Origin of the sequence: Tepidanaerobacter sp. GT38 (assembly GCF_021991635.1) — a bacterium.
Lineage (GTDB): Bacteria > Bacillota > Thermosediminibacteria > Thermosediminibacterales > Tepidanaerobacteraceae > DTU063.
In genome coordinates, this window is sequence record NZ_JAFFJA010000022.1 from 1 (window position 1) to 25,187 (window position 25,187).

Annotated in this window: 22 protein-coding genes; 2 read left to right on the top strand and 20 right to left on the bottom strand. The window is 39.8% G+C overall.

All coding sequences use genetic code 11. The features are described from left to right. Positions 1 to 112: 112 nt before the first annotated feature. The 6 genes from nifJ to JT739_RS04380 form a co-directional block, all read right to left on the bottom strand. A complete protein-coding gene (nifJ, locus tag JT739_RS04355; protein ID WP_237659877.1) occupies positions 113 to 3,640 on the bottom strand; it encodes a pyruvate:ferredoxin (flavodoxin) oxidoreductase in 3,528 nt (1,175 codons plus the stop codon). Between the two features lie 420 nt (positions 3,641 to 4,060). After that, complete coding sequence (locus JT739_RS04360) at positions 4,061 to 4,906, bottom strand: DegV family protein (RefSeq protein ID WP_237659878.1); 846 nt, start codon at positions 4,904 to 4,906, stop codon at positions 4,061 to 4,063. Between the two features lie 163 nt (positions 4,907 to 5,069). Then, positions 5,070 to 5,888 (bottom strand): purine-nucleoside phosphorylase, encoded by an 819-nt coding sequence (locus JT739_RS04365; protein WP_237659879.1) that lies wholly within the window; start codon positions 5,886 to 5,888, stop codon positions 5,070 to 5,072. A 61-nt stretch (positions 5,889 to 5,949) separates the two neighbouring features. Further along, on the bottom strand, positions 5,950 to 7,128 hold the full coding sequence (locus tag JT739_RS04370; RefSeq protein WP_237659880.1) for a phosphopentomutase: 1,179 nt from the start codon (positions 7,126 to 7,128) through the stop codon (positions 5,950 to 5,952). A 258-nt stretch (positions 7,129 to 7,386) separates the two neighbouring features. Next, positions 7,387 to 8,715: a pyrimidine-nucleoside phosphorylase gene (locus tag JT739_RS04375; protein WP_237659881.1), complete on the bottom strand. Its 1,329-nt coding sequence runs from the start codon at positions 8,713 to 8,715 to the stop codon at positions 7,387 to 7,389. Positions 8,716 to 9,126: 411 nt separating this feature from the next. Further along, a complete protein-coding gene (locus tag JT739_RS04380; RefSeq protein WP_237659882.1) occupies positions 9,127 to 9,519 on the bottom strand; it encodes a cytidine deaminase in 393 nt (130 codons plus the stop codon). A gap of 368 nt (positions 9,520 to 9,887) precedes the next feature. Here JT739_RS04380 and JT739_RS04385 point away from each other — a divergent pair, with 368 nt between their 5' ends. Together JT739_RS04385 and yfcE are read left to right on the top strand one after the other, a co-directional pair. Next, positions 9,888 to 10,994: a saccharopine dehydrogenase family protein gene (locus JT739_RS04385; RefSeq protein WP_237659883.1), complete on the top strand. Its 1,107-nt coding sequence runs from the start codon at positions 9,888 to 9,890 to the stop codon at positions 10,992 to 10,994. Positions 10,995 to 11,008: 14 nt separating this feature from the next. After that, positions 11,009 to 11,554 carry a phosphodiesterase gene (gene yfcE / locus JT739_RS04390; RefSeq protein WP_237659884.1) on the top strand — a complete coding sequence of 182 codons (546 nt, stop codon included), beginning with the start codon at positions 11,009 to 11,011 and terminating at the stop codon, positions 11,552 to 11,554. 20 nt (positions 11,555 to 11,574) lie between these two features. On the opposite strand, the gene JT739_RS04395 is transcribed toward yfcE, so the two are convergent. From JT739_RS04395 to JT739_RS04460, 14 genes are all read right to left on the bottom strand, one after another. Next, on the bottom strand, positions 11,575 to 12,141 hold the full coding sequence (locus JT739_RS04395) for a TIGR01440 family protein (RefSeq protein WP_237659885.1): 567 nt from the start codon (positions 12,139 to 12,141) through the stop codon (positions 11,575 to 11,577). A gap of 147 nt (positions 12,142 to 12,288) precedes the next feature. Next, a complete protein-coding gene (gene nagA / locus JT739_RS04400; protein WP_237659886.1) occupies positions 12,289 to 13,464 on the bottom strand; it encodes an N-acetylglucosamine-6-phosphate deacetylase in 1,176 nt (391 codons plus the stop codon). Positions 13,465 to 13,599: 135 nt separating this feature from the next. Next, positions 13,600 to 14,286 carry a copper homeostasis protein CutC gene (locus JT739_RS04405; protein ID WP_237659887.1) on the bottom strand — a complete coding sequence of 229 codons (687 nt, stop codon included), beginning with the start codon at positions 14,284 to 14,286 and terminating at the stop codon, positions 13,600 to 13,602. A 133-nt stretch (positions 14,287 to 14,419) separates the two neighbouring features. Continuing rightward, positions 14,420 to 15,154, bottom strand: coding sequence for an SIS domain-containing protein (locus JT739_RS04410; protein ID WP_237659888.1), 735 nt, complete (start codon positions 15,152 to 15,154; stop codon positions 14,420 to 14,422). Between the two features lie 4 nt (positions 15,155 to 15,158). After that, a complete protein-coding gene (locus tag JT739_RS04415; protein WP_237659889.1) occupies positions 15,159 to 15,893 on the bottom strand; it encodes a creatininase family protein in 735 nt (244 codons plus the stop codon). 15 nt (positions 15,894 to 15,908) lie between these two features. Further along, positions 15,909 to 16,901 (bottom strand): phosphotriesterase, encoded by a 993-nt coding sequence (locus JT739_RS04420; RefSeq protein ID WP_237659890.1) that lies wholly within the window; start codon positions 16,899 to 16,901, stop codon positions 15,909 to 15,911. Between the two features lie 81 nt (positions 16,902 to 16,982). Then, the gene (locus tag JT739_RS04425; RefSeq protein WP_237659891.1) at positions 16,983 to 18,284 is read right to left on the bottom strand and encodes a PTS ascorbate transporter subunit IIC; all 1,302 of its coding nucleotides are present in this window, start codon (positions 18,282 to 18,284) and stop codon (positions 16,983 to 16,985) included. A gap of 18 nt (positions 18,285 to 18,302) precedes the next feature. Continuing rightward, entirely contained in the window at positions 18,303 to 18,569 is a 267-nt protein-coding gene (locus JT739_RS04430) for a PTS sugar transporter subunit IIB (RefSeq protein ID WP_237659892.1), read from the bottom strand. Positions 18,570 to 18,587: 18 nt separating this feature from the next. After that, on the bottom strand, positions 18,588 to 20,720 hold the full coding sequence (locus JT739_RS04435) for a BglG family transcription antiterminator (protein ID WP_237659893.1): 2,133 nt from the start codon (positions 20,718 to 20,720) through the stop codon (positions 18,588 to 18,590). A gap of 205 nt (positions 20,721 to 20,925) precedes the next feature. Continuing rightward, positions 20,926 to 22,101 (bottom strand): dicarboxylate/amino acid:cation symporter, encoded by a 1,176-nt coding sequence (locus tag JT739_RS04440; RefSeq protein ID WP_370642576.1) that lies wholly within the window; start codon positions 22,099 to 22,101, stop codon positions 20,926 to 20,928. A 61-nt stretch (positions 22,102 to 22,162) separates the two neighbouring features. Continuing rightward, positions 22,163 to 23,371 carry a threonine ammonia-lyase gene (gene ilvA / locus JT739_RS04445; protein WP_237659895.1) on the bottom strand — a complete coding sequence of 403 codons (1,209 nt, stop codon included), beginning with the start codon at positions 23,369 to 23,371 and terminating at the stop codon, positions 22,163 to 22,165. Between the two features lie 51 nt (positions 23,372 to 23,422). Continuing rightward, positions 23,423 to 23,800 (bottom strand): RidA family protein, encoded by a 378-nt coding sequence (locus JT739_RS04450; protein WP_237659896.1) that lies wholly within the window; start codon positions 23,798 to 23,800, stop codon positions 23,423 to 23,425. A 27-nt stretch (positions 23,801 to 23,827) separates the two neighbouring features. Next, the gene (locus tag JT739_RS04455) at positions 23,828 to 24,493 is read right to left on the bottom strand and encodes a transcriptional regulator (RefSeq protein ID WP_237659897.1); all 666 of its coding nucleotides are present in this window, start codon (positions 24,491 to 24,493) and stop codon (positions 23,828 to 23,830) included. A gap of 173 nt (positions 24,494 to 24,666) precedes the next feature. Then, positions 24,667 to 25,041 (bottom strand): aminotransferase class I/II-fold pyridoxal phosphate-dependent enzyme, encoded by a 375-nt coding sequence (locus JT739_RS04460; RefSeq protein WP_237659898.1) that lies wholly within the window; start codon positions 25,039 to 25,041, stop codon positions 24,667 to 24,669. Between the last annotated feature and the right edge of the window lie 146 nt (positions 25,042 to 25,187).

The following is a 25,187-nucleotide window of genomic DNA, read 5'->3' on the forward strand; positions in this document are numbered from 1 at the left end:
TACTTGACAGGGGGCAGTTCACAAAAGACGGGCTTTTCTTATATATTAATCCATTAGAAAAGCACCAATCCAAAATGGATTGGTGCTTTGTGTATAAAAGCGTGGTTTATCTTTACATTTCGGCCAGCTTTTTATAAGTTTCATAGCGTTCTTCGGCATCTTTTGCTGCTTTTTCAAAGAGCTCATCGGCCTTTTCTGGGAAGGTGTTTTTAAGAGCTGAGTAGCGCACTTCACCCATTAAGAACTCTTTGAAATCGGCAGTAGGTGCTTTTGAGTCGAGTATAAACGGATTCTTGCCTTCTTTCTTAAGCATCGGATTGTACCTATACAGATGCCAATAACCAGCTTCCACAGCCTCTTTTTGTCTAAGCTGACTGTTAGACATACCGCCTTTTATACCGTGGTTGATACATGGAGCATAAGCAATAATAAGGGATGGGCCGGGATAACTTTCAGCTTCGATTAATGCTTTGATGAGCTGGTTCTGGTTGGCTCCCATAGCCACCTGAGCTACGTATACATAACCATAAGTCATGGCTATGCGACCCAAGTCTTTCTTCTTAGTATTCTTTCCTGCAGCTGCAAACTGAGCAACAGCAGCGGTTGGCGTAGCTTTTGAAGATTGACCGCCGGTATTTGAGTAAACTTCAGTATCAAACACCAAGATATTTACATCTTCGCCGGAAGCCAGCACATGGTCAAGACCGCCAAAGCCTATGTCATATGCCCAACCGTCGCCGCCAAATATCCACTGGGATTTCTTCACAATGTATTCCTTCATGTCAAGTATTTCATCTAAGAGCTTTTGAGTTTCTGCATCGTCAGCTTTGTAGCCTTCAAGTATTGGAACTATTTTAGCAGCTGCAAGTTTAGTTGTCTTAGCATCGTTCATGTTGTCAAGCCACAGTTTGAAGGCATCCTTTAATTCTTCCGGAATGTTCAATTCCAAAGCTTTTCTCATGTATGAAGCTAATTTCTCGCGAATTTGTTTGACAGCCAAATACATACCTAAGCCAAACTCTGCGTTGTCCTCAAAGAGGGAGTTAGCCCATGAAGGTCCGTGCCCGTCTTTATTTGTGCAGTACGGTGTTGACGGCGCACTGCCACCCCAGATGGATGAACAACCTGTGGCATTGGCAATCATCATTCTATCGCCAAACAGCTGTGTTATGAGCTTTGCATACGGTGTTTCACCACAGCCCGCACATGCACCGGAGAACTCCAGCAATGGCTGTTCAAACTGACTGCCTTTGACCGTGTTTTTATCCATTGGATTTTCTTTCGGTGAAAGTTTCATTGCATAATCCCAGCACTCAACCTGATCAAGCTGAGTCTCTAAAGGTTTCATAATCAATGCCTTTTGCTTTGCTGGACAGGTTTTTGCGCAAACTCCGCAACCGGTGCAATCTAAAGGACTTACCTGTATGCGGAAGTTTAGGCCGTCAAAGCCTTTACCAGTTGCTTTCTTTGATACAAAAGCTTCAGGAGCATTCTTAACCTCTTCTTCATTTAGCAAGAATGGCCTAATTACCGCATGCGGACATACGTAAGAACACTGATTACACTGTATACATGATTCAGGCTGCCATTCGGGAACATTTACGGCAATACCCCGTTTTTCATATCTAGCGGTGCCCATTGGGAAGGTGCCATCTTCACGGCCTACAAAAGCACTTACAGGCAACTTGTCGCCTTCCTGGCGATTCATTACATCAGCGATATCCCTGATAAATTCAGGTACATCAGTTGCTGTAGCAGCAGCTTCATCTTTTGCATCAGCCCAAGCTGCAGGCACTTCTACTTTCTGCAGGGCTTCAATACCCTTGTCTACAGCCAGGTAGTTCATATTGACAACCTTTTCACCTTTATGGCCATAGGATTTTACTATAGCGTCTTTTAGATGTTTTACTGCTTCATCGATGGGGATGATATTTGCAAGTTTGAAAAATGCAGCCTGCATTATCATATTTATTCTCCCGCCAAGACCTATTTCTTGGGCTATATCTACTGCATTGATGATGTAGAAGTTGATATTGTGTTTTGCAAGATAGTTTTTAACGGATGCGGGAAGTTTTTCATCTAATTCTTCCTTAGACCACTGACAATTCAGCAGGAATGTGCCGCCATCTTTGAGACCTGCTAAAACATCGTATTTCCCGATATATGCAGGATTATGGCAAGCAATAAAGTCTGCTTTATCGATTAAGTAGGTTGAGCGAATTGGCTTATGACCAAAGCGCAAGTGTGAAACTGTAACTCCACCGGATTTTTTAGAGTCATAAGAGAAATATGCCTGTGCATACATATCTGTGTTGTCACCGATGATCTTGATAGCACTCTTGTTGGCACCTACAGTTCCGTCTGAACCAAAGCCCCAGAATTTGCAGCATGTGGTTCCTTCGGGAGTTGTGTCAATATGTTCACCTATTGGAAGTGAATAATTTGTCACATCATCTACAATGCCTACTGTAAAGTGGTTCTTAGGTGAATCAGCTTTTAAGTTATCAAAGACTGCCTTAATGTGTGTAGGTGTTGTATCTTTCGAGCCAAGACCATAGCGACCGCCTACTATTACGGGCCTATCTTCTTTTTCAAAATATACGGTGCATACATCTTGGTACAATGGTTCGCCTAAAGAACCTGGCTCTTTCGTCCTATCAAGTACGGCTATCTTCTTGACTGTCTTAGGCATTTCAGCAAGGAAATGCTTTATGGAGAAAGGTCTGAACAGGTGAACTCTCAGTACGCCTACTTTTTCGCCCTGAGCCACTAAGTAATCGACAGTTTCTTCGATGGTTTCACAAACTGAACCCATAGCTACGATTACTCGCTCAGCTTCGGGATGGCCATAATAGTTAAACAGTTTGTAATTGCGGCCGGTAAGTTTATTGATTTCATTCATATATTCTTCCACTACTTGAGGAATGGCAAGATAGAATGGATTTGCAGCTTCTTTTGCCTGGAAGAATATATCTGGGTTTTGAGCTGTGCCGCGAGTTACAGGATGCTCTGGATTTAACGCTCTCTTTCTAAATTCTCTAACTGCATCATAGTCTACTAATTTTGCCAAATCATCATAGTCAAGAACTTCTATCTTCTGGATTTCATGAGATGTTCTAAAACCATCAAAGAAGTGCAAAAATGGCACTCTACCTTTTATTGCTGACAGGTGTGCCACACCAGCCAAATCCATTACTTCCTGGACACTGCCGGAAGCTAGCATTGCAAAACCGGTTTGGCGGCATGCCATAACATCTGAATGGTCTCCAAAAATTGAAAGAGCATGTCCTGCAACAGCTCTTGCACTGACATGAAATACACCAGGTAATAATTCACCTGCTATTTTGTACATATTTGGAATCATTAGCAGCAATCCTTGGGATGCCGTAAAGGTGGTTGTAAGTGCACCGGCTGCCAATGAACCGTGTACAGTTCCTGCAGCTCCCGCTTCAGATTGCATTTCCACGACTTTAACCTGCTGCCCAAAAATATTTTTTCTTCCATGGGCACTCCACTCATCAACAGCTTCTGCCATTGGCGACGACGGAGTTATTGGGTAGATTGCAGCCACATCGGTAAAAGCATACGCTATATGAGCGGCAGCAGTGTTACCGTCCATGGACTTCATAACTTTTGCCATTGTTTCTTCCTCTCCTTTATTTTTATTTAAAACAATATATAAAGGCTCTAGAGCCTTATTGTTTAAGCGTTATTTAAGTGATTTTTGTCACTTTTTAAGACAAAAAACATCCTACAAAGTTTAAAACCCTTTGTAGATTTGTAAAATAATTTTCTTAATAAAACTATTCACTTGAGAATAATTATAACACAATAGTATTAGTTTTTCTACACAACTGCGTTTTTTGTCATTTTCTAAATAGTGTCATAATATCTTACAATTACGCTTTTAAAGTTTATGTTTTTTGTATACATTTTATCGTTTTCTACATTTTGCGTCAATATTTCAATAATATATATATTATTGTAGAAAACAAAATAATAGTCTCCTATAAAGCAAGGCTTTTTAAAATATATGCCTGCCTTAGGAGACAATCTAAGATTATGCATTCTGGAAAAATAAGGCCACAGTGCCAGGTCCTGCATGAGATCCAACTACCGGTCCAATCCATGACATGATAATATCTTTAACTTTAAACTCTTCTTTAATTGCGTCAGCAAGCTCCATGGCCAGTTCTTCGTTGTCACCATGGCTTATGCCTACAATCTGGTTTTCCGGATTTTTTACCCTTTGGGCCATGATTTCTACCATTCGCTTTACAACATTTTTACGTCCCCTGACCTTCTCCAAAGGTTGAATCGCTCCGTCAACAAAGTGCAAAATAGGTTTTATGTTGAGCAATCCCCCAACGAAGGCCTGAGCCGCGGAAATTCGCCCTCCGCGCTTTAGATGTTCTAAAGAATCAACGGTAAAAATGTGTTCCATATGTAAAGCATAATTAGTTATTTCCTCAGTAATTTCTTCTATACTTCTACCTTCTTTTGCCATTTTAGCAGCTTTTAAAACTACCATTCCCAATCCCAAACTGGCACATTTTGTATCAATGACTACTGCTTCTTTAAATTGCATATTCTCTTTTGCTAGTAGCGCCGATTCAAAGCTGCTGGTGAGCTTTGAAGAAAGACCAAGAACCAATGGAATCTGATTATTATTAATACATTCTTCAAAGCACTGCATAAAAGCAGTAACCACTACTTGAGAAGTGGTTGGCAAAATCTCGCCCCTTCTCATAGCATCGTAAAATTCTTTAATTGTTAAATGTGAAATATCCATATCTGGATTGTCTTTTACAGAAACCGGCATAGGCATAACTTTTATGGGATACTCATTTATAAATTCCTCAGGGAGATCACAGGAGCTGTCGGTTATTATGATTACATCTTTCACTAATCTTCACCTCCCAGCTAAAAATGCCAACAACATTATACCATAATAACAGTATTTTATAACTTAACACCTTTTACTTTCATATATTTAAAGTGCCTTATTTTTTTCTACATGCAAAAGCTGTTTTCCTGCTTTCAATCTAAAAAACTATACTTTTCCAGTTTTACAGTTCCCTCACCATATCAGTAATTATCTTGGTAAAGCTTGATTTCACTTTATTAGAAGTCTCAACAACCTCTTGATGTGAAAGCTTGGTTTTTGAAATTCCCGCAGCCATATTAGTTATACAGGATACCCCAAAAACCCGTATATTCATTTGTCTTGCTGCAATAACTTCGGGAACAGTTGACATGCCTACAGCATCAGCGCCCATAATTGAAAGCATTTTTATTTCAGCAGGGGTTTCATAGCTGGGACCTTTCAAGAAGGCGTACACTCCTTCTCTGTAAGGAATACCATTTTGCTCATATACTTTTTTGGCTTTTTGGATAAGTTCCGTGTCATAAGCATAGGTCATATCAAAAAATCTGGGGCCAAATTGGGGAATTTCTTCACCTATAGCAGGGTTCTCGCCAGAAAGATTGATGTGATCTCTTATTACCATAAGGTCACCGGGGGCAAAAGCCTCGTTTACGCCACCAGCAGCATTTGTTACAAAAAGGGTTTTGATTCCTAAAAGTCCCATCACTCTTACCCCTAAAACGACCTTTGATATGGGATAACCTTCGTAAAGGTGAAAGCGCCCCTGCATTGCCACTACATTTTTCCTATGCACTTTTCCAAATATCAGATTTCCAGCATGACCTTTCACTGTAGAAACTGGAAAACCTGGAATATCGGCGTAGGGTAAAACAGACTTGTTTTCAATTTCGTCAACGAAATTTCCCAAACCGCTGCCCAATATTATTCCAACTTCTGGCACGAAATCTATTCTTTGTTTTATATATTCAACTGCTCGAACTACTTCATTCAAATTAGACATAAAGACACTCCCTTTATGCATATTGCTGTTTGGATACCCACAATAAAAACTATACAGGTTGTTAATTTTCCTTTAAAACAAGGCGCTTAAAGCTTGTGCCGTTTATTAAGCTGCTACAGCCAAGAAAATCTGCCACTGTTTGACCTATGTCAGAGAAACTTGATAATATGCCTAAGTTGACATTTGCTTTTATCATATCACCATAAATCAATACTGGCACATATTCTCTGGAATGGTCAGTGCTTGCAGTGGTAGGATCACAGCCGTGGTCAGCGGTAATTATCAATACATCATTTTCTTTGAGTTTTGCAATTATCTCAGGTAAGCGCCTATCAAAATCTTCTAAGGCCCTGGCATACCCTGCCGAATCGTTTCTGTGTCCGTAAAGCATATCGTAATCTACCAGATTAGCAAAGACCAGACCTCGCTTTAGCATATCCATAGCCTGGAGGGTTTTGTCTACGCCGTCCATGTTGCCTTCAGTGTGGAAAGATTTGGTTATACCTTGGCCTGCAAAAATATCCCATATCTTGCCAACGCCAAAGACTTCCATGCCGGCCTTTACTACGTTGTCAAGCAATGTATCATGGGGTGGCTTTAATGAAAAGTCTGCTCTATTATACGTCCTTACATACTCGCCTGACTTTCCTATAAAGGGGCGAGCTATGACGCGAGCTACTCCATGCTCTCCTTGTAGTATTTCCCGGGCAATTCTACAGATTTCGTAAAGCTCCTCGACAGGAATAACCTCTTCATGGGCAGCTATCTGGAATACAGAATCAGCCGAAGTGTATACAATGGGATAGCCGGTTTTCACGTGCTCATCGCCTAACTCTTTTATTATTTCAGTGCCTGATGCCACCTTGTTGCCAAGGACTTTGCGACCTATCCTCTTTTCAAACTCATTTATGATTTCCGGCGGAAAACCGTCCGGGTATAGAGGAAATGGCCTGCTGGATATAACGCCCGCCAGCTCCCAATGACCTGTAGTAGTGTCTTTCCCTGCTGATTTTTCCGCAGCTTTCCCGTAGGCACCTATGGTGCAATCTACCGGGGGAACCCCTTCTATGTCAATGATATTTCCAAGGCCAATTTTTTGCATATTAGGCAGCAAAAGACCGCCAACAGCCTTTGCCACATTGGCAACAGTGTTGCTGCCTTCATCACCATATTTTGCCGCATCCGGCAATTCTCCCACACCAACGCTATCTAACACAATCAAAATTACCCTTTCAATCATGATATTCATCTTCCTCTTTCTCAAAGTCTTTTAGCTTTGTGTTGATGACGGCAAACGAACCCTTTAAAGCAAAACCGTCGTTGTTCTAGGGCTTGGGCCAAACGAAGCAGTGGCAGCATGCAGGAAGCATGCTGGCAGGCACTTGGCAGGATGCCAAATTGCCTGCGAACCACTGCGCAGTGCAGGCCTAAGTCCAGAACAACAGGGATTGCTTTTAGGGTGAGGTGTCGTCATCAACACAAATGTTAAAGGAATACTTTATAACTCGGTTACTCCGCTCTTTGTTATTTTTGCCCATATTACCTTTCTTCTTGCTATGGGCTTGCTTGAAAACTCAAAAGCAGCCCTTGTTTCATCGGCAGCCCAGGTGAGTTTTTCTTTATCATTTGCCAGGATTTTGGCGATGCATTCGCCTTTCGTTACTTTGTCGCTAACTTTTTTGTATATCCATATTCCTACGGCGGGGTCTATAATATCATCTTTTTTCTGTCTGCCGGCGCCTAGCTTCATGCTTACAAGGCCTAATCGTATAGCATCGATTTGTTTTATGAAGCCATCTGCTTGCGCTCTTACTTCCAGCTCAAAGTTAGCCTTCGGCAAAAGTGAATAATCGTCTAAAACTCTTGGTTCACCTCCCTGGCTTGAAATTATCTCCTTGAATTTATCCAGGGCTTTTCCTGAATCTATACTCGCCTTTAGCCGTTCTAGGGCCTTGCTCTTATCCTTTTCAATCTCCGCTAATACCATCATCTCTGAACCAAATTCCAAACATAGGGAAAGCAGATCTTCATGGCCCCTGCCTTTTAAAGTCTCTGCTGCTTCTATGACTTCTATACTATTACCGATGGCGAGGCCTAAAGGCTGGTCCATATCAGTTATGTAGGCTACTGTCTCACGACCTGCGAGTTCACCGATCTTTACCATTAAACTTCCCAATTCCAGCGCATTCTCATAATTTTTCATAAATGCACCGCTGCCAAATTTAACGTCCAAGATAATTTTATCGGCACCACCGGCAATTTTTTTGCTCATTATGGAACTGGCAATTAACGGAATTGAATCTACCGTAGCCGTCACATCTCTTAAAGCATATAACATCTTATCTGCAGGCACCAAATTTTTGGACTGACCTGCTATAGCGGCGCCAACGGTATTTACCGTATCAATGAAGTCTTTGCCATCCAGCTCGCATTTAAATCCGGGAATAGATTCCAGCTTGTCAACGGTTCCACCAGTATGACCCAAACCACGCCCGGACATCTTAGCCACCTTTACGCCCACAGAAGAAACCAGTGGTAAAAGCACCAATGTAGTTGTGTCCGCGATGCCTCCGGTGGAGTGCTTATCAACTTTTACTCCTCTTATGGGCGATAAATCAACCATTTCTCCAGAATAGGCCATGGCTAAAGTTAAATTGGTAGTCTCTTCTTCATCCATTCCTCTAAAATAAATAGCCATAAGCAATGCAGAAATTTGATAGTCAGGAATGCTTCCCTCTACATAGCCATTTACTATAAAATCAATTTCTTCCTTGGAAAGCTTTAATCCACGCTTCTTTTTCTCAATTATCTCAGGAACAAAAAACATACCTACACCTGCCTTTTTATAAAATAGCCAATAGCACATTCCTTGCTACTTTGGTTAAGATGTCTGTACATTTTCCAAAAGAATTTTACCAAGAACCTTATTTGTCAGAAGGTTCTCTTAAATTATCGAAAAGATAACGACAAACGAACCCTTTTAGCAATGACGTTGTTGTTCTTAAGTTTGGAGCAAGTGAAGCGGGGGCAGCGTGCAGGATGCACGCTGGCAGGCACTCGGCAGGATGCCGAATTGCCTGCGAAACCCCGCGAAGCGCAGCGCCAAGCTTTAGAACAACAGGCATTGATTTCAGGGTGAGGTGTCGTTGTCTTTCCTATAATTGATGAACTTTGTTACAAGATGACGTTCTCGTTAAAAGGTTTGCCTTTGGGTAAGGTGTCGTTACCTTTTCCTCAACTACAGAGTAAAACCATAGGGCAATAATTCTTCAGGAGTCATTTTCTTTACTTTGGAGCCATCCTTATTTGAAAGATACACAGTTGCTTTAGGTGCAAGTTCCAAAATTACCTGCCGACAAGCCCCACATGGAGATACCGGTTCATCTACCTTTGCTGCTACAGCTAATGCCACAATATCCTTTTTCCCTTCCGAATGAGCTTTAAACAAAGCAACACGCTCAGCACACATTGAAAGGCCGTATGAAGCGTTTTCTATATTGCAGCCCATTATTTCTTCTCCATCAGAAGTTAATGCACAAGCCCCAACTGGAAAGTTTGAATAAGGTGCATAAGCATTTTCCATAGCAGCTAAAGCTTTACTTATAAGTCTTTTTTCATCTATTTTTTGCATACAATCACTACCTTATTTGATTTTATTATGTACCCTACATAAATTATATAATAAAATGAGTGACTGGTTGTCACTCTGCATTATTGGTTTTCTTCTGTAAAATCTGATAATTATACTAACAATACTATATCAAAAAGCTAAAAATAACGCAAAATAATGTGCGTCTTTTCAGAAGCGCACATTTTAAAGCTTTGCGGCTCCTTGTGCCCGACCCCTGTTTTTAATTTTAGACGCAGCCCACTCGGTTGTAATTGCAATTGAACTTTGCTAAACATCTCTTTTATTTAAAGCTTATAAAAAATCACATGCTTTTACAAATTTGTTGTATAATAAATACATATATGGTTTTTTTAGAAAGGAGATAAATTATGAGGGTCGTAGTGTTAGGCGGCGCCGGTGATATGGGCAGTCGCGCTGTAAGAGATCTTGCAACAAAAGAAGAAGTTACAGAGCTTATAATCGCCGACATTAACATAAAAGCTGCTGAAAAACTAGCATCAGAACTTGGCAAAAAGGTCAAAGCAGTTTACATAGATGCAAATAAGCCGGATACTTTGGTTAAAGTTATGCATGGCATGGATGTAGTAGCAAGCGCAATGGGACCTTTTTATAAATATGAAAAGGTGGCAGTAAAAGCCGCAATGACGGCTAAAGTCAATTATGTAAGCATTTGCGATGACTATGATGCAACAGAGAGTATTTTGCCCCTGGATGAGGAGGCAAAAAAACTGGGCTTGAGTATATTAACGGGCTTGGGCTGGACCCCAGGCATTAGCAACATTCTTGCTCGAAAAGGTGCAGATCAATTAGATGAAGTTGAAGAAATCAATATCTATTGGGCAGGCAGCGCTAATGATGCTACAGGCCTTGCCGTAACCCTTCATACGATTCATATTTTTACCGGCAAGATTACCAGCTTTATAAACGGCAAGAAAGTAGAAATCCCCGCAGGCAGCGAAAAAGAAAGAGTGGAGTTTATAGAGCCTTTAGGTTATGTGGATATGTATCATCTAGGCCATCCCGAACCGGTTACTCTGCCGCTGTACATACCAAGAGTTAAAACAGTTACATTAAAAGGCGGTCTTAAGGAAAGTTATCTCAATACATTGGCCATAATTGTTGCCAAATTAGGCCTGACCAGCACTACTGGCAGAAAACAGGCCTTAGGGAAAGTGTTAAAAACTTTACTTCCCATACTTGAAAAGATTCAAAAACCTGCTGTTCCCATGTCAGGTATTCGAGTCGATATAAAGGGAACATTAAATGGCAAAAAACAGCACCTGGTTTATCAAGCAGCTGATCATATGGACAACCTTACTGGTGTACCTTTGGCAATTGGAGCTTTAATGATGGGAAAAGGAGAAATTACCCGAAAAGGAGTTTTTGCTCCGGAAGCAGCCGTAGACCCCGACCGTTTTATAGAGGAGCTCTCTAAAAGAAACGTAGAGGTTGTATGCACAAAAGGAATCTCTTAATGGGAGGTACTGCTATGAGAATTGCGATTTTAAGCGACACCCATGGAAGTTTGGAAGCTTTCAACAGGGCCATGGAAGTCGCAGGTTCCTGCGACCTAATTATTCACGCCGGGGATATATTGTATCACGGCCCCAGAAATCCATTGCCTGAAGGATATAATCCCAAAGGTCTTGCTGATGCCATAAACAATGTAAAAGTTCCTTTCATTGCAGCTGCCGGAAACTGCGACGCTCCAATAGACCAGGTGGTGCTTTCCGTTCCCATACAGTCACCATATGCGTTTATATTACTTGATAAAGTTCAAATACTGATAACCCACGGCCATATTGCTTCTGAAGAAGAATTGATTACCCTCGCCGAAAAATGGAACATTAAACTGCTTATAACAGGCCATACCCATGTGAAAAGGCTTGAGAAAAAGAATGGCCTGGTGCTTTTGAACCCAGGCTCTTGTGCCCTTCCAAAAGACGGCATACCTTCTATAGCTATTCTCGAAGATTCTAATATAAAACTTGTAAATATTGACAATGGAGAAGTGCTAAAAAGTATAGCCATTTAATAAAATGCAATAAGGTGCGGTTAAGACCGCACCTTTTCAAAACACTCAGCTGCAACTGCCCGGGCACCGCCAATTAATTTTGGACGGTATCTAGCCGCCGTCAAATGAGCTTGACCAATTTTATCAATACTTAGCCTCACTGGAACCGCCACATGTTTTATATGCATGCCTATCAAAGTATCGCCGATATCGAGGCCAAAGTGGCCTTTTATAAATTCAACTACTACCGGATTTTTCATATTTTCTCTAACCGCAGTAGCAAAGGCACCTCCTGCATGCATAACCGGGACAACTGACACTATTTCCAGGTTGTATTTTTCTGCAACTTCTTCTTCAACAACCAAAGCGCGGTTTAAGTGTTCACAACATTGAGCTGCAAGGTTCACTTTGTATTTTGGTATAACTTTATATATTCCCCTCACTACAGCCTCAGCAACTTCCATACTGGAAGACTTGCCAATTCTGCCTCCCATAATCTCGCTGGTGCTACAGCCCACAACCAGAATCTGACCTGCTTTCACCGGCGCAATACTTAACAATTCTTCAGTTGCTTTTGATACTTCATTTTCTATTAATTGCAGGTCCATATTATTCCTCCTAAATAAATTGCCTAGTATTTCTAGTATTTAAAGAGATATTTACTAAAATACATAAAATTCATTATCAATTATATCACATGTCGTATATTTTTATAAATATAAATTACAATATTTAACATATTGGAATCAAATGGTTTAAAGCGATTTTATCACTTTTAAAATGTTAAGGTCTTCATCAAATATAACGAGATCTGCATCTTTACCTATTTCAATACTGCCTTTTTGCTTATCTATTCCGATAGCTCGAGCCGGATTTAATGTGGCCATGCGCACCGCATCAGCTAGCGAAACTCCCACCATGTGCACCATATTGTAAATGGCTCTATTTAACGTTAAGGTTGAACCTGCCAGCGTTCCATCTAAAAGTCTCGCTTCTTTTCCCTTTACAATAACCTTTTGACCGCCTAAAGTGTATTCTCCGTCAGAAAGGCCTGCCGCCATCATTGAATCGGATATCAGTATGATTTTATCCTTTCCTTTTGCTTTAACAACTAGTTTCATAGCACCCGGGTGTAGATGTATACTGTCACAAATCATTTCACAGTATACCCTCTCGTCAATTAATGCTGCCCCGGAAATACCGGGTTCTCTATGGGTAAAGCCTCTCATCCCATTGAAAACATGAGTAACTTGCGTAACTCCAAAGTCAAAGGCTTGCCTTGCCGTATCAAAAGCAGCATCTGTATGCCCTGCAGAAACAATTATGCCCTGACTGCGAAGAAATCTTATAGCCTTCATGGCACCTGGAAGCTCCGGAGCTAAAGCCACGACTTTTACTGAGCCCTCCGATAGTTTAATAAACTTTGTAAGTTCTTGTATATCAGGATTCTTAAGATACTTGGGCGACTGGGCACCTTTTTTAGTCTCGGCAAAATACGGTCCTTCAAGATACAAGCCCAGAACTTCTGCGGGAGAGCTGCCAGAAGTATCTAAAGTTTGAGGTTTCCCCCTTTGCAACGATATGTACGAGGCAACATTTTTTATAGCTTTTTCCAGGTTTTCAGTAGAATCAGTCATTGTGGTTGTCAAAAATCCGGTTACACCATTTTTTATATGAAACCTTGCCATTGCATCAATAGCTTCAAATGTCCCATCCATAGTATCAAAACCAGAATTGGCATGAGTGTGAATATCAATAAAACCTGGTGAAACATGGTTTCCTTCAGCATCAATTATTTCATCAAAGTCCCTTTCATCTAATACACCAGATGGCAGTATACGGGAAATCTTGTTTTTCTCAACGGCCAAATCATAGTTGCGTAAAATCTCATACGGTGTAATAACATGGGCATTTTTAACAAGTAATCTCATATAAAATTCTCCTTTGATTTTAGTTACAAAAATACCTCCTAGGAATACTTTGGAGGCATTATATCATAAAAGAATTTTAGCTTAAATAAAACATTATCGTGCTATTGTTCAAGCACTTTATGAGTTTAACCTAAATTAGCAAAAATCATTATATGCCAGCAGACAGGCTTTCATTAATTCCTCGCTTATAACCCCAGTATAGTGATAATTTTTCCGGACCCCTGTGCCAAAATGTACCTCCCGGGCTCCGGTCCTTTCCATGGCCAATCGCAAATTGTCCTTGTTTAAGCCACCGCCCAGCATAATTACTATCTTATCTTCTGCTGCCTCTACCATTTTTTTAATGACACTTAAATTGTCGATAACTTTGCCCTTTCCACCAGCCGTGACTATTCGCTTTATTTGGGGGTATTTTAATAATGTTATCACACTTTCTACTGGATCTTCAGTAATATCTATGGCCCTGTGAAACGTCACATCCATGTCATCAGCATAAGACAACAACTTTTTAAGTTTTTCCTCATCTATTTTATTGTACTCATCTAAAACCCCTATTACAAGTCCATCAGCTCCCAATTTTTTTGCTATCTCAATATCCTCTTTCATTACCTGCATATCATGCTCACTGTAAACAAAGGACTTGGAATGAGGCCGTATAAGCACATGGATAGGAAGGCTTACTTTTTCAACCACATTTTTTATCAGAGCATAGCTAGGCGTTATCCCCATCTCAGATAAAGCTGATGAAAGCTCAATTCTCATGCCGCCGTATTTTTCTATAGCTATTGCATCATCTACACTTGTAGCTATAACTTCAAACACCAACAACACCCCTTTTCAGCCCGTAATATAGGAACATAAAAAAAATATAAAGATAATAAAAGCAGCCCTTGAATAACTTGTGCCTGCCAACAAAAATTTTTCATGCAAATAGTTTGTATACAGCCATAAACATTCATCTAAAATATATAATCCTATTCTTATACTTTTCTATGAGTTTATTGTTGTGTTCATCACTGCCCTCCAGGTTGCCACTTAAAAACACCGGAGGTGTGAAACCTTTATCCACCATTATCTTTATGGCTGTCGACAATATGGCCTGTATTATATAAGCACCGGCTATGGTTGATCCCGGAGCAAAGGGCACCGCAAATTCTTCTAGCGAAAGCAGGGCATCCCCTTTTGGGCAATGGTTGTCTATGCAAATGTCGCAAACTTCAAATAGCCTTTTTCCCGATGGGTGTCTTGAAGGTTGGCTCATAGAATATTCCAGAGAAGTAATGCCTACAACTTCTGCTCCCTTTTCTTTAGCAAGTATTGCTACATCAATAGGAACGCCGTTTCTGCCTGAGGTGGATATGACAAAAACTATTTCGCCAGCTCTGATATCTAAAGAATTCATAAAAGTTTCAGCATAGCCGGTCATTCTTTCCAGCTTTGAAGACCTTAATGCTCCGTTGTGAAGCATCAAATTCGTATCAAAAATGGGGTTTATAGGCACGAGACCGCCTGCCCTATAAAATACGTCCTCACATAAAATATGTGAATGTCCAGCGCCGAAAAAGTGCACCACACCGCCTTTTTCAATGGAATTTGCAACTTTTTCGGCTACCAAATTTATCTTCTCTTTTTCCTTTTCCTTTATATTTATGAGCAAATCCTGTATTGCTTTATGGTAATTGTCAATCATTTCGTTACCCCCTTACATTTTTAAGTGTGTTTTTAAGTATACTGACTATAGTTTCAATAGCAGTGTCGATTATTTTTTGGCCCTTTTCTCTAGTTGCAAAGGTAGCACTCCCAAGGACAACTGTGTCGGTAATCTGGTCCCAGGGAGTAGGGGTATACTGAAAATCTTCAGGCAACTTGGGGTAGTCATCTATAGCTTTTTCCATTTGAACATATTCCGGCGCAAGATATAACATGTATGAAGTCTCTATTTCACAGGCATGAAAGTATCCGCCGGGCATGGGCCTAGATTCTCGAAGCTCCTCTATAACCTCAGCCGTTCCCGGATACATAAAGTAGAACACCTTCATATCCCGATGTTCATCATACAATTTTCGAGCGGCTTCCTGAATTGCCACCATATTTCCTACATGAGAATTTATAATTACAAAACACCGTATGCCGGCTTTATATAAACTCTTCCCTATATCAGTGAGAACTCCTATTAGGTGGGGATTGCTCACGTTTATACTTGGCGGCACATTTCTCAGGCTCCATACCTGGCCGTAGGCAAAAGTGGGCAGAACCAAAGCATCTAACCTTTCCGCTACTTTACTTGCCAATCGCTCGGCTAAGTAATTATCGGTGCCTACAGGCAGATGGGGCCCATGGGTCTCCACGGCACCAATTGGCAATATGGCTATCGGTGTTTTCCTGATATGTTCCTGAGCCTCAAGATATGTCAGCTTTTGCATTTCCATATATATCACCTCTAGCTAATCGCAAAACGCAAAGCAGCGCATGGGATTGTTTATGAAAAAATCTTTGATTAAACTTTCCCCGTCGAGCCCTGCCCTGTCGGCTTCCTCAATAAACCTTGGCACCCATTTTTTAATGATGTATTCAAGGCCCAAACCGTAATTATAGTGTTTATAGTAACTCTTTCTTGCAGTATCACCGCTTATTAGGATCTGGTCTTTAAAACCCTGCTTTACCAGATAGATTATTTCATTTATCCTAGCACTTTCGGTGGCGTATTTTATCTTCCCAATGCCGTCGAAACACAAAAATGCCCCCGTTTTGGCAATCTGCACGTGATAATAGGGATCAAGGTTCCGGTCCATATGCCCAAAAGATACGCATTCTAACTTTACGCCTTCTTTTTTTAATATTTCTATCTGTTCTAAAGCCATGGTGCCCGCTTCCGTGTGACTGTGAATGGGTGCTTTAGTTTCTTTATGGGCAATTGCCACGGCTTTAATGGTTTTGACTTCAAGGGGAGAAATGGAGTTGTAACCCGTACCGAATTTTAACTGCCCGCCTCGAATGTTTGTGCCTTCAAGGCCTTCTTCAATTTCACTAATTACATATTGGGCAAGCTCGTTTACCGTTGCCTTCTCTATCCATTCACCGTAAGTTTCATAATTGCCCACTATCTGTTTGAGATTGCCCTTTAGTTTTGCATTCCACAGAAAGCCTTTATTAAACCCTGCAGTAGCTATTATTTTAACTCCGGTCTTTTCAGAAATCCTCTTTACCGCTTCCACATCTCTGCCATAGTCTACAGCAGTTGCATCTACAATAGAATTTCCGCCGGCATTTTTAAAGTCCATAACATCTTTCAGTGATTTATTCTCATCATCAAGGAGTAAGTCATCTTCATTTTTCTCCTGCCAATAGGGTGGAATACATACAATATGTTCGTGGGAGTATGTAAAGCCCAGTTCTTCAGGTTTTATATCTCCATTTACTGTTCTAACAAAGGTCAACTTAATTTACTCCTTTCCCTTTTAAAAGTATCAGGTAGTGCCGAAAATTTTGGCACCACCTGACTGTGTAATGCATATTTATTAAAATATAAATCTGCTAATCAAAGCCACCAGCGGCCCTAATATAAACATATCACTGTCCGCAGCCCACATGGCCGTATCCGGAATGGTAGAATTAATCAAGAACGTGACCATCATATACTGGCCCCAAGCCACAACCGTGGCCGTGACGAATCCCGCAATCAAAGCACCTCTTACTCCTCCTGTAGCATTGCCGAAAACTCCTGCAGTGGCTGAATGGAAGAACAGCACTATCATGGTAGGCACAAATACGTATCCTACGGTTTTACCCAAAACTACCAGCCATATAAGCGCACCTACGAAGGAGCCCACGAAACCTAATATTGACGCTGTAGGAGCATAGGGATATACTATGGGACAGTCAAGGGCAGGTTTTGCGTTGGGTACAATTGTATCCGCCAAACCTTTAAATGCCGGTACAATTTCTCCAACAAGCATTCTAACGCCGAACAAGACTATGGCGATACCACTGGCAAATTGGAATGCTTGAATCAGTGAGAATATGGCAAAGTTTTGATCTCCGGCAAGAGCTTTTAATTCTGCAATCGCCGGCGTTTCCGGTTTTGCCAAGAGTATCAATGCACCTATTAGATACAAAGCAGACATAATAAGCGCTATGATAACATTTGAATCTCGTAAAAACTCCAAGCCCTTAGGCAACTGCATAGATTCTGAATCCTGCTCCCTATTTCCGAATACCTTTCCAAAAAATGCTCCAAGCAATGCTACTGATGCGCTCGTATGGCCAAGTGCAATTTGGTCCCCACCGGTTATTCTGCGCATTATGGGCTGTGTAAGAGCTGGCTGTAGAGTCCAATATAAACCGAGGAACAGTGATAAAAATACTATCAACTTCCAAGTTGCTATTTCGGTCCCCACAGTGTTTATTATTATTCCTGCAAAAATCATAGCAGTCCAAAACATCATATGACCTGTCAGATAAATATAATTCCATTTGGTAAATTTAGCCAATAAGACATTGACCAAAAAGCCAATTACCATGGCAAGGGTAACAGCAGAGCCAAATTGTTGTCCGAACACCTGTTGTCCCAAAAACTGTCCAAGCTCCTGGGCCTCAAGACCGAAAACCTCTTTCCACAAGGGTTGGAAAACATTTAAGGCATTTACTATGATTCCGGCACCACCGTTAATTATCATAAATCCGATTACAGCTTTAAAAGTCCCTGTCATAATTTGACTTAAAGTTTTTTTCTGAAGAACCAACCCCAGCAATACTATAAGGCCTATCAGGATAGCCGGTTGACCTAAAATATTCGTAGCAATCCAAAAAACAAGGTTCACTGACAAAACCCCCTTTTATTATTTTAAAAATTCTTGTAACGCTTCTCTTATTTCGTTTTTGTCAAAATAGTTCTTTACGATAACTACTGGAACTGTGGAGTCTTTTAGGTTTTCAGCTAGTTCTTTATTGGTTATAATAACATCTGGTTTTGAAAATAAGGCGGTGCTTACATCAGAATTGTCAACATCAGCTTTGATACCCATTTCTTTTAAAACACTTTCTACATTCATGCGTAAAATTAAACTACTTCCTTGACCTAGACCACAGACTGTTAATATTTTCATTGAATTCACTCCTTACTTTTACATGCTATTGTTTTCGCTAGTAGAAAGTTGAATCACATCTGTTACCACTTTTGTCTCTGAAGCTTGTAAAATAGATTCTAAATAAGAGCTGTTAGAAAAAAGTTTCATTAAATCTGAAAGTGCTTGCAGATGGGTATGATGGTCTGTTGCCCCAAATGCCAAAACAAGTTTTACTGATTCCTTATTATCAAAGACAACAGGTTCTTCAAGTGTTATCAAACTCATACATACCTGTTTTACACCATCTTCGGGCCTGGCATGGGGCATTGCTATTCCCGGAGCTATTACGATATATGGTCCCATTTCCTTGACGTTCTTTATCATAGCCTCCACATACCGAGGCTCCACAAAATCGTTCTTTACCAGCAACTCACCTCCAATTCTTATAGCTTCTTCCCAGTTACTTGCCTTAACATTTAGCTTTATAGTTTTTTCAGTCAACAAATCTTTTAACACCGGTTGCGCAACTCCCTTCGATTCCGCATAATTTGCATGATTTAGTAACTCTGAAATTTCTTTTATTAATTGGTCCCGATTATTGATAACGCAATTTTTCTGAATTACTTTAAGGAGGTCATTTATCAATGCATAGCTAATACCAGAATTTTTCGGCGTATTTGCGCTTAAATATTTATATAGTTTAGCCACATCTTCTTCAAGCAGTAATGGATTTACAATTATTTGTGGTATGTTTTTACAATCTACTGGGACTGTTGAGATAATAATATCTACTTCTTTGTCCTTGACAAAATCTTTTACTTGTCGACTAGATAACGTTGCCAAGATATTAATATTTGGGAATTTACTTGTTACTCTCGAAGATAAAAGTTTTGCAGTCCCAACACCTGTACCGCAAACTACTACGGCTTTGTATATATGGCTTTTTGCCACTTTATTCCTCTCTAAAGCTGCACCAATGTGAATGGTAATGAATCCTATTTCTTCATCTGGTATCTTTGAACCCACATAATCCTCTAAAGACCTTATTGAACTTTTTACAACTTCAAATATGCTGCTATAGTTGTTTTTTATCTCCTTCAAAATTGGATTTTTTAATGGAAGGCCATGCTTTAAGCGATACACGGTGGGTTCCAAATGTTTTAGCAGCCCACTGTACAGTTCTCCATCTGCCAGGAAATTTACATTAAGTTTTCTTCCAATGTTTTTTATAATTTCGTCAGTTAAAATTTGTAGCCTTATCCAGTTCTGATTGGAAAATATATCTGATTCTGTTACCTTACCTCCTAATAAATGTATGGTGATATAGCCAATCTCGGCAGTTGGAATTTTTATATTGTATTTTTCCTCTAGTTGAGCCGCCATACTGGATGCCACAGCAAATTCTTTTGTGGGCTTAAGTTTCGATAGCTCCTCTTGCGGCATAACTATGTTTTTGCCTAGCTGAATGCGTTTTATGGCAAGGGCAAGGTGAATTATTAACCCTGAGTATGCACTATCGGTAAAAGTGGTTTTTAACTGTTTTTCTGCTAACCGAATAGCTTCCTCTATGGGGGATATTTCCAAATCCTGAAAAAGCTTTTTAAGCTGTCTTTCCGTAACTACATTCAACCTGCGGTTTAGGGGAGCTTTTATTAAATTTAGCGCCTTTTCAACTTCAATATTTTCAGATAGCAGAGATACAACAGCCCGGCGCATATCCTTTTCCGAACCTGTTATTTTTATGCCAAAGCGAGGTAATGAGTCGAGTTTTAAATGATATGTAGTAAGCCATTTTCTAACTTCTTTTAAGTCATTTATTACAGTACCTCGACTTACAGAAAGCAACCTCGCCATGTCATCAATAGTTGTAAAATCTTTTGCCTGAAATAGTTCAGTCAAAATCATCTTCTTTCTCTCTTCTGGAGTTAGAACATAATTATAACTGCTGATGGATTCAATTAATTTTAAAATCTTTAGCTTCTGATAATATGTAGGCGAATACCATATTCCTGAACCTGGCTTACGCGTCAATTGTGGCAATCCATTGTCCTTAAGGAAGTCGTCAATTTTATCTAAATCGTATCGGATTGTCCTTGAAGATACGTTAAAAGCCCTAGCTAATTCTGATATTTTTACAGGATAACCTGCTGACATGATTTGACTTAGGAGCTGTGCACAGCGCTCGTCCATTAAGTTGTAAAACCTCCTTTAATTAAGATTATACGGTGTCAAAACTGTTGTGAAAAGTCTAAAATCTTTCACCGTAATTGTGGCAATTCTATACTAATTATATATAACTACATTATTAATTAAGATAATAAGTTACACGTAAACTAAAAAGCTGCGGTAATTTTGCCGCAGCTTTTTGTTGATTAATCAACTTAATGAACAAGACTTATGCTTTTTGTAAGTTCCTATCTGAGCCTGATATTTTATCTACAATAATGGCTATGGCATTATCACCGGAAACATTGCATGCCGTTCCGAAACTATCCTGAGCTAAATAGAGGGCTATCATCAGTGCCTGCTGAGCATCGTTAAATCCTAACATGCTTTGTAAGATACCAAGGGCTGCCATTACTGCACCGCCAGGTACACCAGGTGCAGCTACCATTGTAACACCTAACATAAAAATGAAGCCGGCCATTTGAGATAAAGTAACAGGCATACCGTTTAGCATCATAACAGCAATAGCGCATGTTGTCAGTGTAATGGTACTTCCAGATAAATGAACAGTTGCGCAAAGGGGAACTACGAACTCACGAATTCCTTTAGAAACGCCATTTCTTTCTGCACACTGTAAATTAACAGGAATTGTAGCGGCAGAAGACTGTGTTCCAATAGCTGTTAAATAGCCAGGAATCTGATTTTTTAACGCGGAAATTACACTCTTTCCACTATATAAGCAAGCTATTGTAAACTGAAATAGTATGATAATAAGGTGCATGGCTATTACAATAACAAATACCTTTCCAAATACCGATAAAATTCTAGCAACTTCACCTGCATATGTCATATTGGCAAAAATACCTGCTATATGAAACGGTAAAAGGGGAATTATAACCTTAACAATAACCATCTGCACGATTTTTTGAAACTCGTTCATGAAATTATATATTGTTTTTTCTTTCAGTGCAGCCATTCCTATACCCAATATAAAAGCTATGATTAGAGCTGACATTACGCCAAAAAGCGGCGGCATCTCGATTTGAAAAAATGGCGCCAATAGGGCTTCCTCAGGATTTGTTGCAGCAAATTGGGCGTTTACGTGGATCAGTTTAGGAAGAATGCTAGTAGAGACACCGAAGGCAAAAAATCCGCTTATTAAAGTGGATATATAGGCTATTGCTGTCGTAATACCTAAAAGTTTACCGGCACCGGCACCAAGTTCAGCAATACCTGGTGCCACAAATCCTACTATTATAAGCGGTATAACAAATCCCAGAAAAGCTCCAAAAATAGAATTAAAAGTAGCAAGTAATCTTACCACAGGTGCTGGTGTAAATTGACCTATGAGAATTCCCAAAACGATGGCAATCACTAGTCTTGGCAATAATCCTAAGTTGTTAATCTTCAACAGGATCAACTCCTTAATATTGTAATTTTTAGGAACTCAATGCTTATACCTGCATTTACAGCAATTTGTAATTATAGTTTTCGAAACTTAAAAGCTGTTTTATTTTTTCCACATGTTCTTCATTAACTGTTTCAAGTTCTAACTCCACATTTGCATACCCTATGGGAAGGTCGGCGGTAGAGCGATTATGCAAAACGGATAAAACATTTGCCCCTGTTCCAGCAACCAAATTAAGCAACTTACCAAGGGTTCCAGGCCTGTCCTCAATGATAGTACGGACTATTATCTTTCTGCCACTTTTTACAAGCCCTTTATCAATTATCCTTGACAACATATTTACATCAATATTGCCACCGCTTATAAGGGCAACTATCTTTTTATTCTTGATATTATCCAATCGGTTTAGAACAGCAGCTAGCGAAGCTGCTCCTGCTCCTTCAGAAATAACTTTAGCACGCTCCAGTAAAAGCAGGATTGAATTTGCTATTTCATCTTCCCCAACAGTAACCACATCATCTACGTATTCCTTTATTATATTAAAAGTAATCTCACCCGGGGTTTTAACTGCTATCCCGTCTGCTATAGTAGGCTTGCCGTCAACAGTAGATACATGATTTTCGGAAATGGATTTAACAATAGAGGGTACATTTTCTGTCTGAACGCCAATAATCTTCACATTAGGATTTATGCTTTTTACAGCAATTGCAATACCGGATATTAGTCCACCTCCACCAATTGGGACAACAATCATATCTACATCAGGTAAATCTTCCATGATTTCAAGCCCTATAGTGCCTTGACCTGCTATCACGTAAGGGTCGTTAAATGGATGCACAAATGTAGCGCCGGTTTCTCGCTGGATTTCCTTAGCCTTCTCATATGCCTCATCATATATTTCACCGTGAAGTACAACTTCCGCGCCATAGCTTTTAGTAGCGGAAATTTTTGAGAGAGGCGCATGTTTAGGCATCACTATAGTTGATTTTATTTTATATGAAGTGGCGGCCATAGCCACGCCTTGAGCGTGGTTTCCGGCCGATGAAGCTATAACTCCATTCCTCTTTTCCTCGTCAGATAAGTGGGCAATTTTATTAAATGCACCCCTTACCTTAAAAGACCCCGTCTTTTGAAGATTTTCTGTCTTTAAATAGATGTAATTTCCTGTCATCTCACTAAAAGTTGTATTATAAACCAGTCCAGTCTTATAAGCAACATTTTTCAAGCAATTTCTGGCTTCCTGGATATCCCTTAAGCCTATATCCATGACATTTTCACCTTCCAGCCTTTGGCCAAATTTAATATTTAAAAACGACTTTTATCTATGGGCTATTACTTCAATTTCAATTAAGGCTCCTTTCGGGAGACTGCTAACTTCAACACAGGAACGTGCTGGAGGCTCTTCAGTAAAATACTTACCATATATATCATTTACCAACCCAAAGTTTTTTAAATCTGTCAAGAAAATTGTGGTCTTTACTACATTTGAAAAATCCATATCACAAGCTGCAAGTATGTTTTGAATGTTTTTCATTACCCGATGAGTTTGGACCTCTATATTCCCTTCAACCATTTCATTTGTACTAGGGTCAATGGCTATTTGACCTGATGCAAACAAAAAATCGTTTAGCATTATGGCCTGAGAATAGGGTCCGATTGCTTGCGGTGCTTGATTTGTTTTAATTACTGTTTTCATTTATGATTCCTCCAATTTATTTTTTTATTATTTATTTAAATACCGATAAACGGTATTTTCTGACACCTTTAATATCTTTGCTACTGAAGATACTGCACCTTTGAGCAAAAATATACCTTTCTCATTTAACTGAGAGACAACGTGGATTTTCTCCTCCGTCGAAAGTCGTTCAGGTGGTATGTTTTGCTCCTTTATGGTATCTTTTATGGTGGAATGAATTATTTCATCAATAGAATGGCTAAGATTTTCTAATATATTTGAAAGATTATTGGAATCACTTTGGTCCTCTGATTTATCAGTGTCGCATTTAATATAAGCATCGATAAAATCTTTCGCCGCCAGGGGACCTGTTAGGTCAATATTTATGCACAGCATGCCAATTAATTTACCTTCATCATCCTTTATGAAATATGTAGAAGAACGCAGATCCTTACCGTCAGGAGACTTGCTAGGGTAGTTCAATAGAAAATTCTCGCTTTTATAATTTCCCTCTTTTAAAAGCTTTAACCCCAAGTTGGTCAGCGGGCCTCCCACTTTCCTGCCACTTATGTGATTGTTTCTGATTGCTATGATAGATTCGTCCACATTGCTGCAATCATGTAAAACCACTTCGCAATTTGGCCCCACAATTCCCGCAATAAAATCCACTAAAGGAAGGTATTTTTCTAAAACTCTGTTAACTTTTTTCCTCATACTAACCACTCCTAAAAAAATAATTCAACATAAAGTTAAAAAATCCTCTTTGTGATAAAAATTTTTTACTAAGAAAAAAATGTCACAAAAGTCCCTTAATCAAAAACCCCTTGCTAGTCTATTGCTTCAAGCAAGGGGTTATTGCAAACCTAGCGAATTTTTATGTTAAAATTTCACAACCGGTCAACAGCTTTTTTTAGGCGAGCAAGGGCTTCGTTAATGTAAACTCTAGGACAGGCCAGGTTGATCCTCTGAAATCCCTTTCCGCCTATACCGAACCAAGCACCGTCATCTAGGGCAAGTCTTGCTTTGTTTATCATAAAATCATTTAGCTGCTTTGGATCAAGATTCAGATCGCGACAATCCATCCACACTAGGTAAGTGCCTTCGGGCTTAATGATTTTAATATGCGGAATATCCTTTTCAATTCCTTCAGTCAACGTCTTTAAATTTCCTTCAAGATACTCTAAAAATTGGTCTAGCCATTCTTCACCATGGGTATAGGCCGCCTCTAAAGCAACTACCCCGAATGCATTATTCCTAAGCAAATGAATCCGCTCTAGAAAATATTGATAGAAGAGGCAAACGCAAATCTGAAGATGAGTTTACAGAGATAGATAGGTTAAAAGCCCAGAACAAGCTTCTGGAAGCAAAGAATAGATGGCTTGAAATGGAGAACGAAGTCCTAAAAAAA

Coding starts and splice junctions, on each gene's coding strand:
- nifJ (WP_237659877.1), bottom strand. CDS start 3,640: ATGGCAAAAGTTATGAAGTCCATGGACGGTAACACTGCTGCCGCTCAT.
- JT739_RS04365 (WP_237659879.1), bottom strand. CDS start 5,888: ATGTCTAATTTGAATGAAGTAGTTCGAGCAGTTGAATATATAAAACAA.
- JT739_RS04370 (WP_237659880.1), bottom strand. CDS start 7,128: ATGATTGAAAGGGTAATTTTGATTGTGTTAGATAGCGTTGGTGTGGGA.
- JT739_RS04375 (WP_237659881.1), bottom strand. CDS start 8,715: ATGTTTTTTGTTCCTGAGATAATTGAGAAAAAGAAGCGTGGATTAAAG.
- JT739_RS04380 (WP_237659882.1), bottom strand. CDS start 9,519: ATGCAAAAAATAGATGAAAAAAGACTTATAAGTAAAGCTTTAGCTGCT.
- JT739_RS04385 (WP_237659883.1), top strand. CDS start 9,888: ATGAGGGTCGTAGTGTTAGGCGGCGCCGGTGATATGGGCAGTCGCGCT.
- yfcE (WP_237659884.1), top strand. CDS start 11,009: ATGAGAATTGCGATTTTAAGCGACACCCATGGAAGTTTGGAAGCTTTC.
- JT739_RS04395 (WP_237659885.1), bottom strand. CDS start 12,141: ATGGACCTGCAATTAATAGAAAATGAAGTATCAAAAGCAACTGAAGAA.
- nagA (WP_237659886.1), bottom strand. CDS start 13,464: ATGAGATTACTTGTTAAAAATGCCCATGTTATTACACCGTATGAGATT.
- JT739_RS04410 (WP_237659888.1), bottom strand. CDS start 15,154: ATGATTGACAATTACCATAAAGCAATACAGGATTTGCTCATAAATATA.
- JT739_RS04415 (WP_237659889.1), bottom strand. CDS start 15,893: ATGGAAATGCAAAAGCTGACATATCTTGAGGCTCAGGAACATATCAGG.
- JT739_RS04430 (WP_237659892.1), bottom strand. CDS start 18,569: ATGAAAATATTAACAGTCTGTGGTCTAGGTCAAGGAAGTAGTTTAATT.
- JT739_RS04435 (WP_237659893.1), bottom strand. CDS start 20,720: ATGGACGAGCGCTGTGCACAGCTCCTAAGTCAAATCATGTCAGCAGGT.
- ilvA (WP_237659895.1), bottom strand. CDS start 23,371: ATGGATATAGGCTTAAGGGATATCCAGGAAGCCAGAAATTGCTTGAAA.
- JT739_RS04450 (WP_237659896.1), bottom strand. CDS start 23,800: ATGAAAACAGTAATTAAAACAAATCAAGCACCGCAAGCAATCGGACCC.
- JT739_RS04455 (WP_237659897.1), bottom strand. CDS start 24,493: ATGAGGAAAAAAGTTAACAGAGTTTTAGAAAAATACCTTCCTTTAGTG.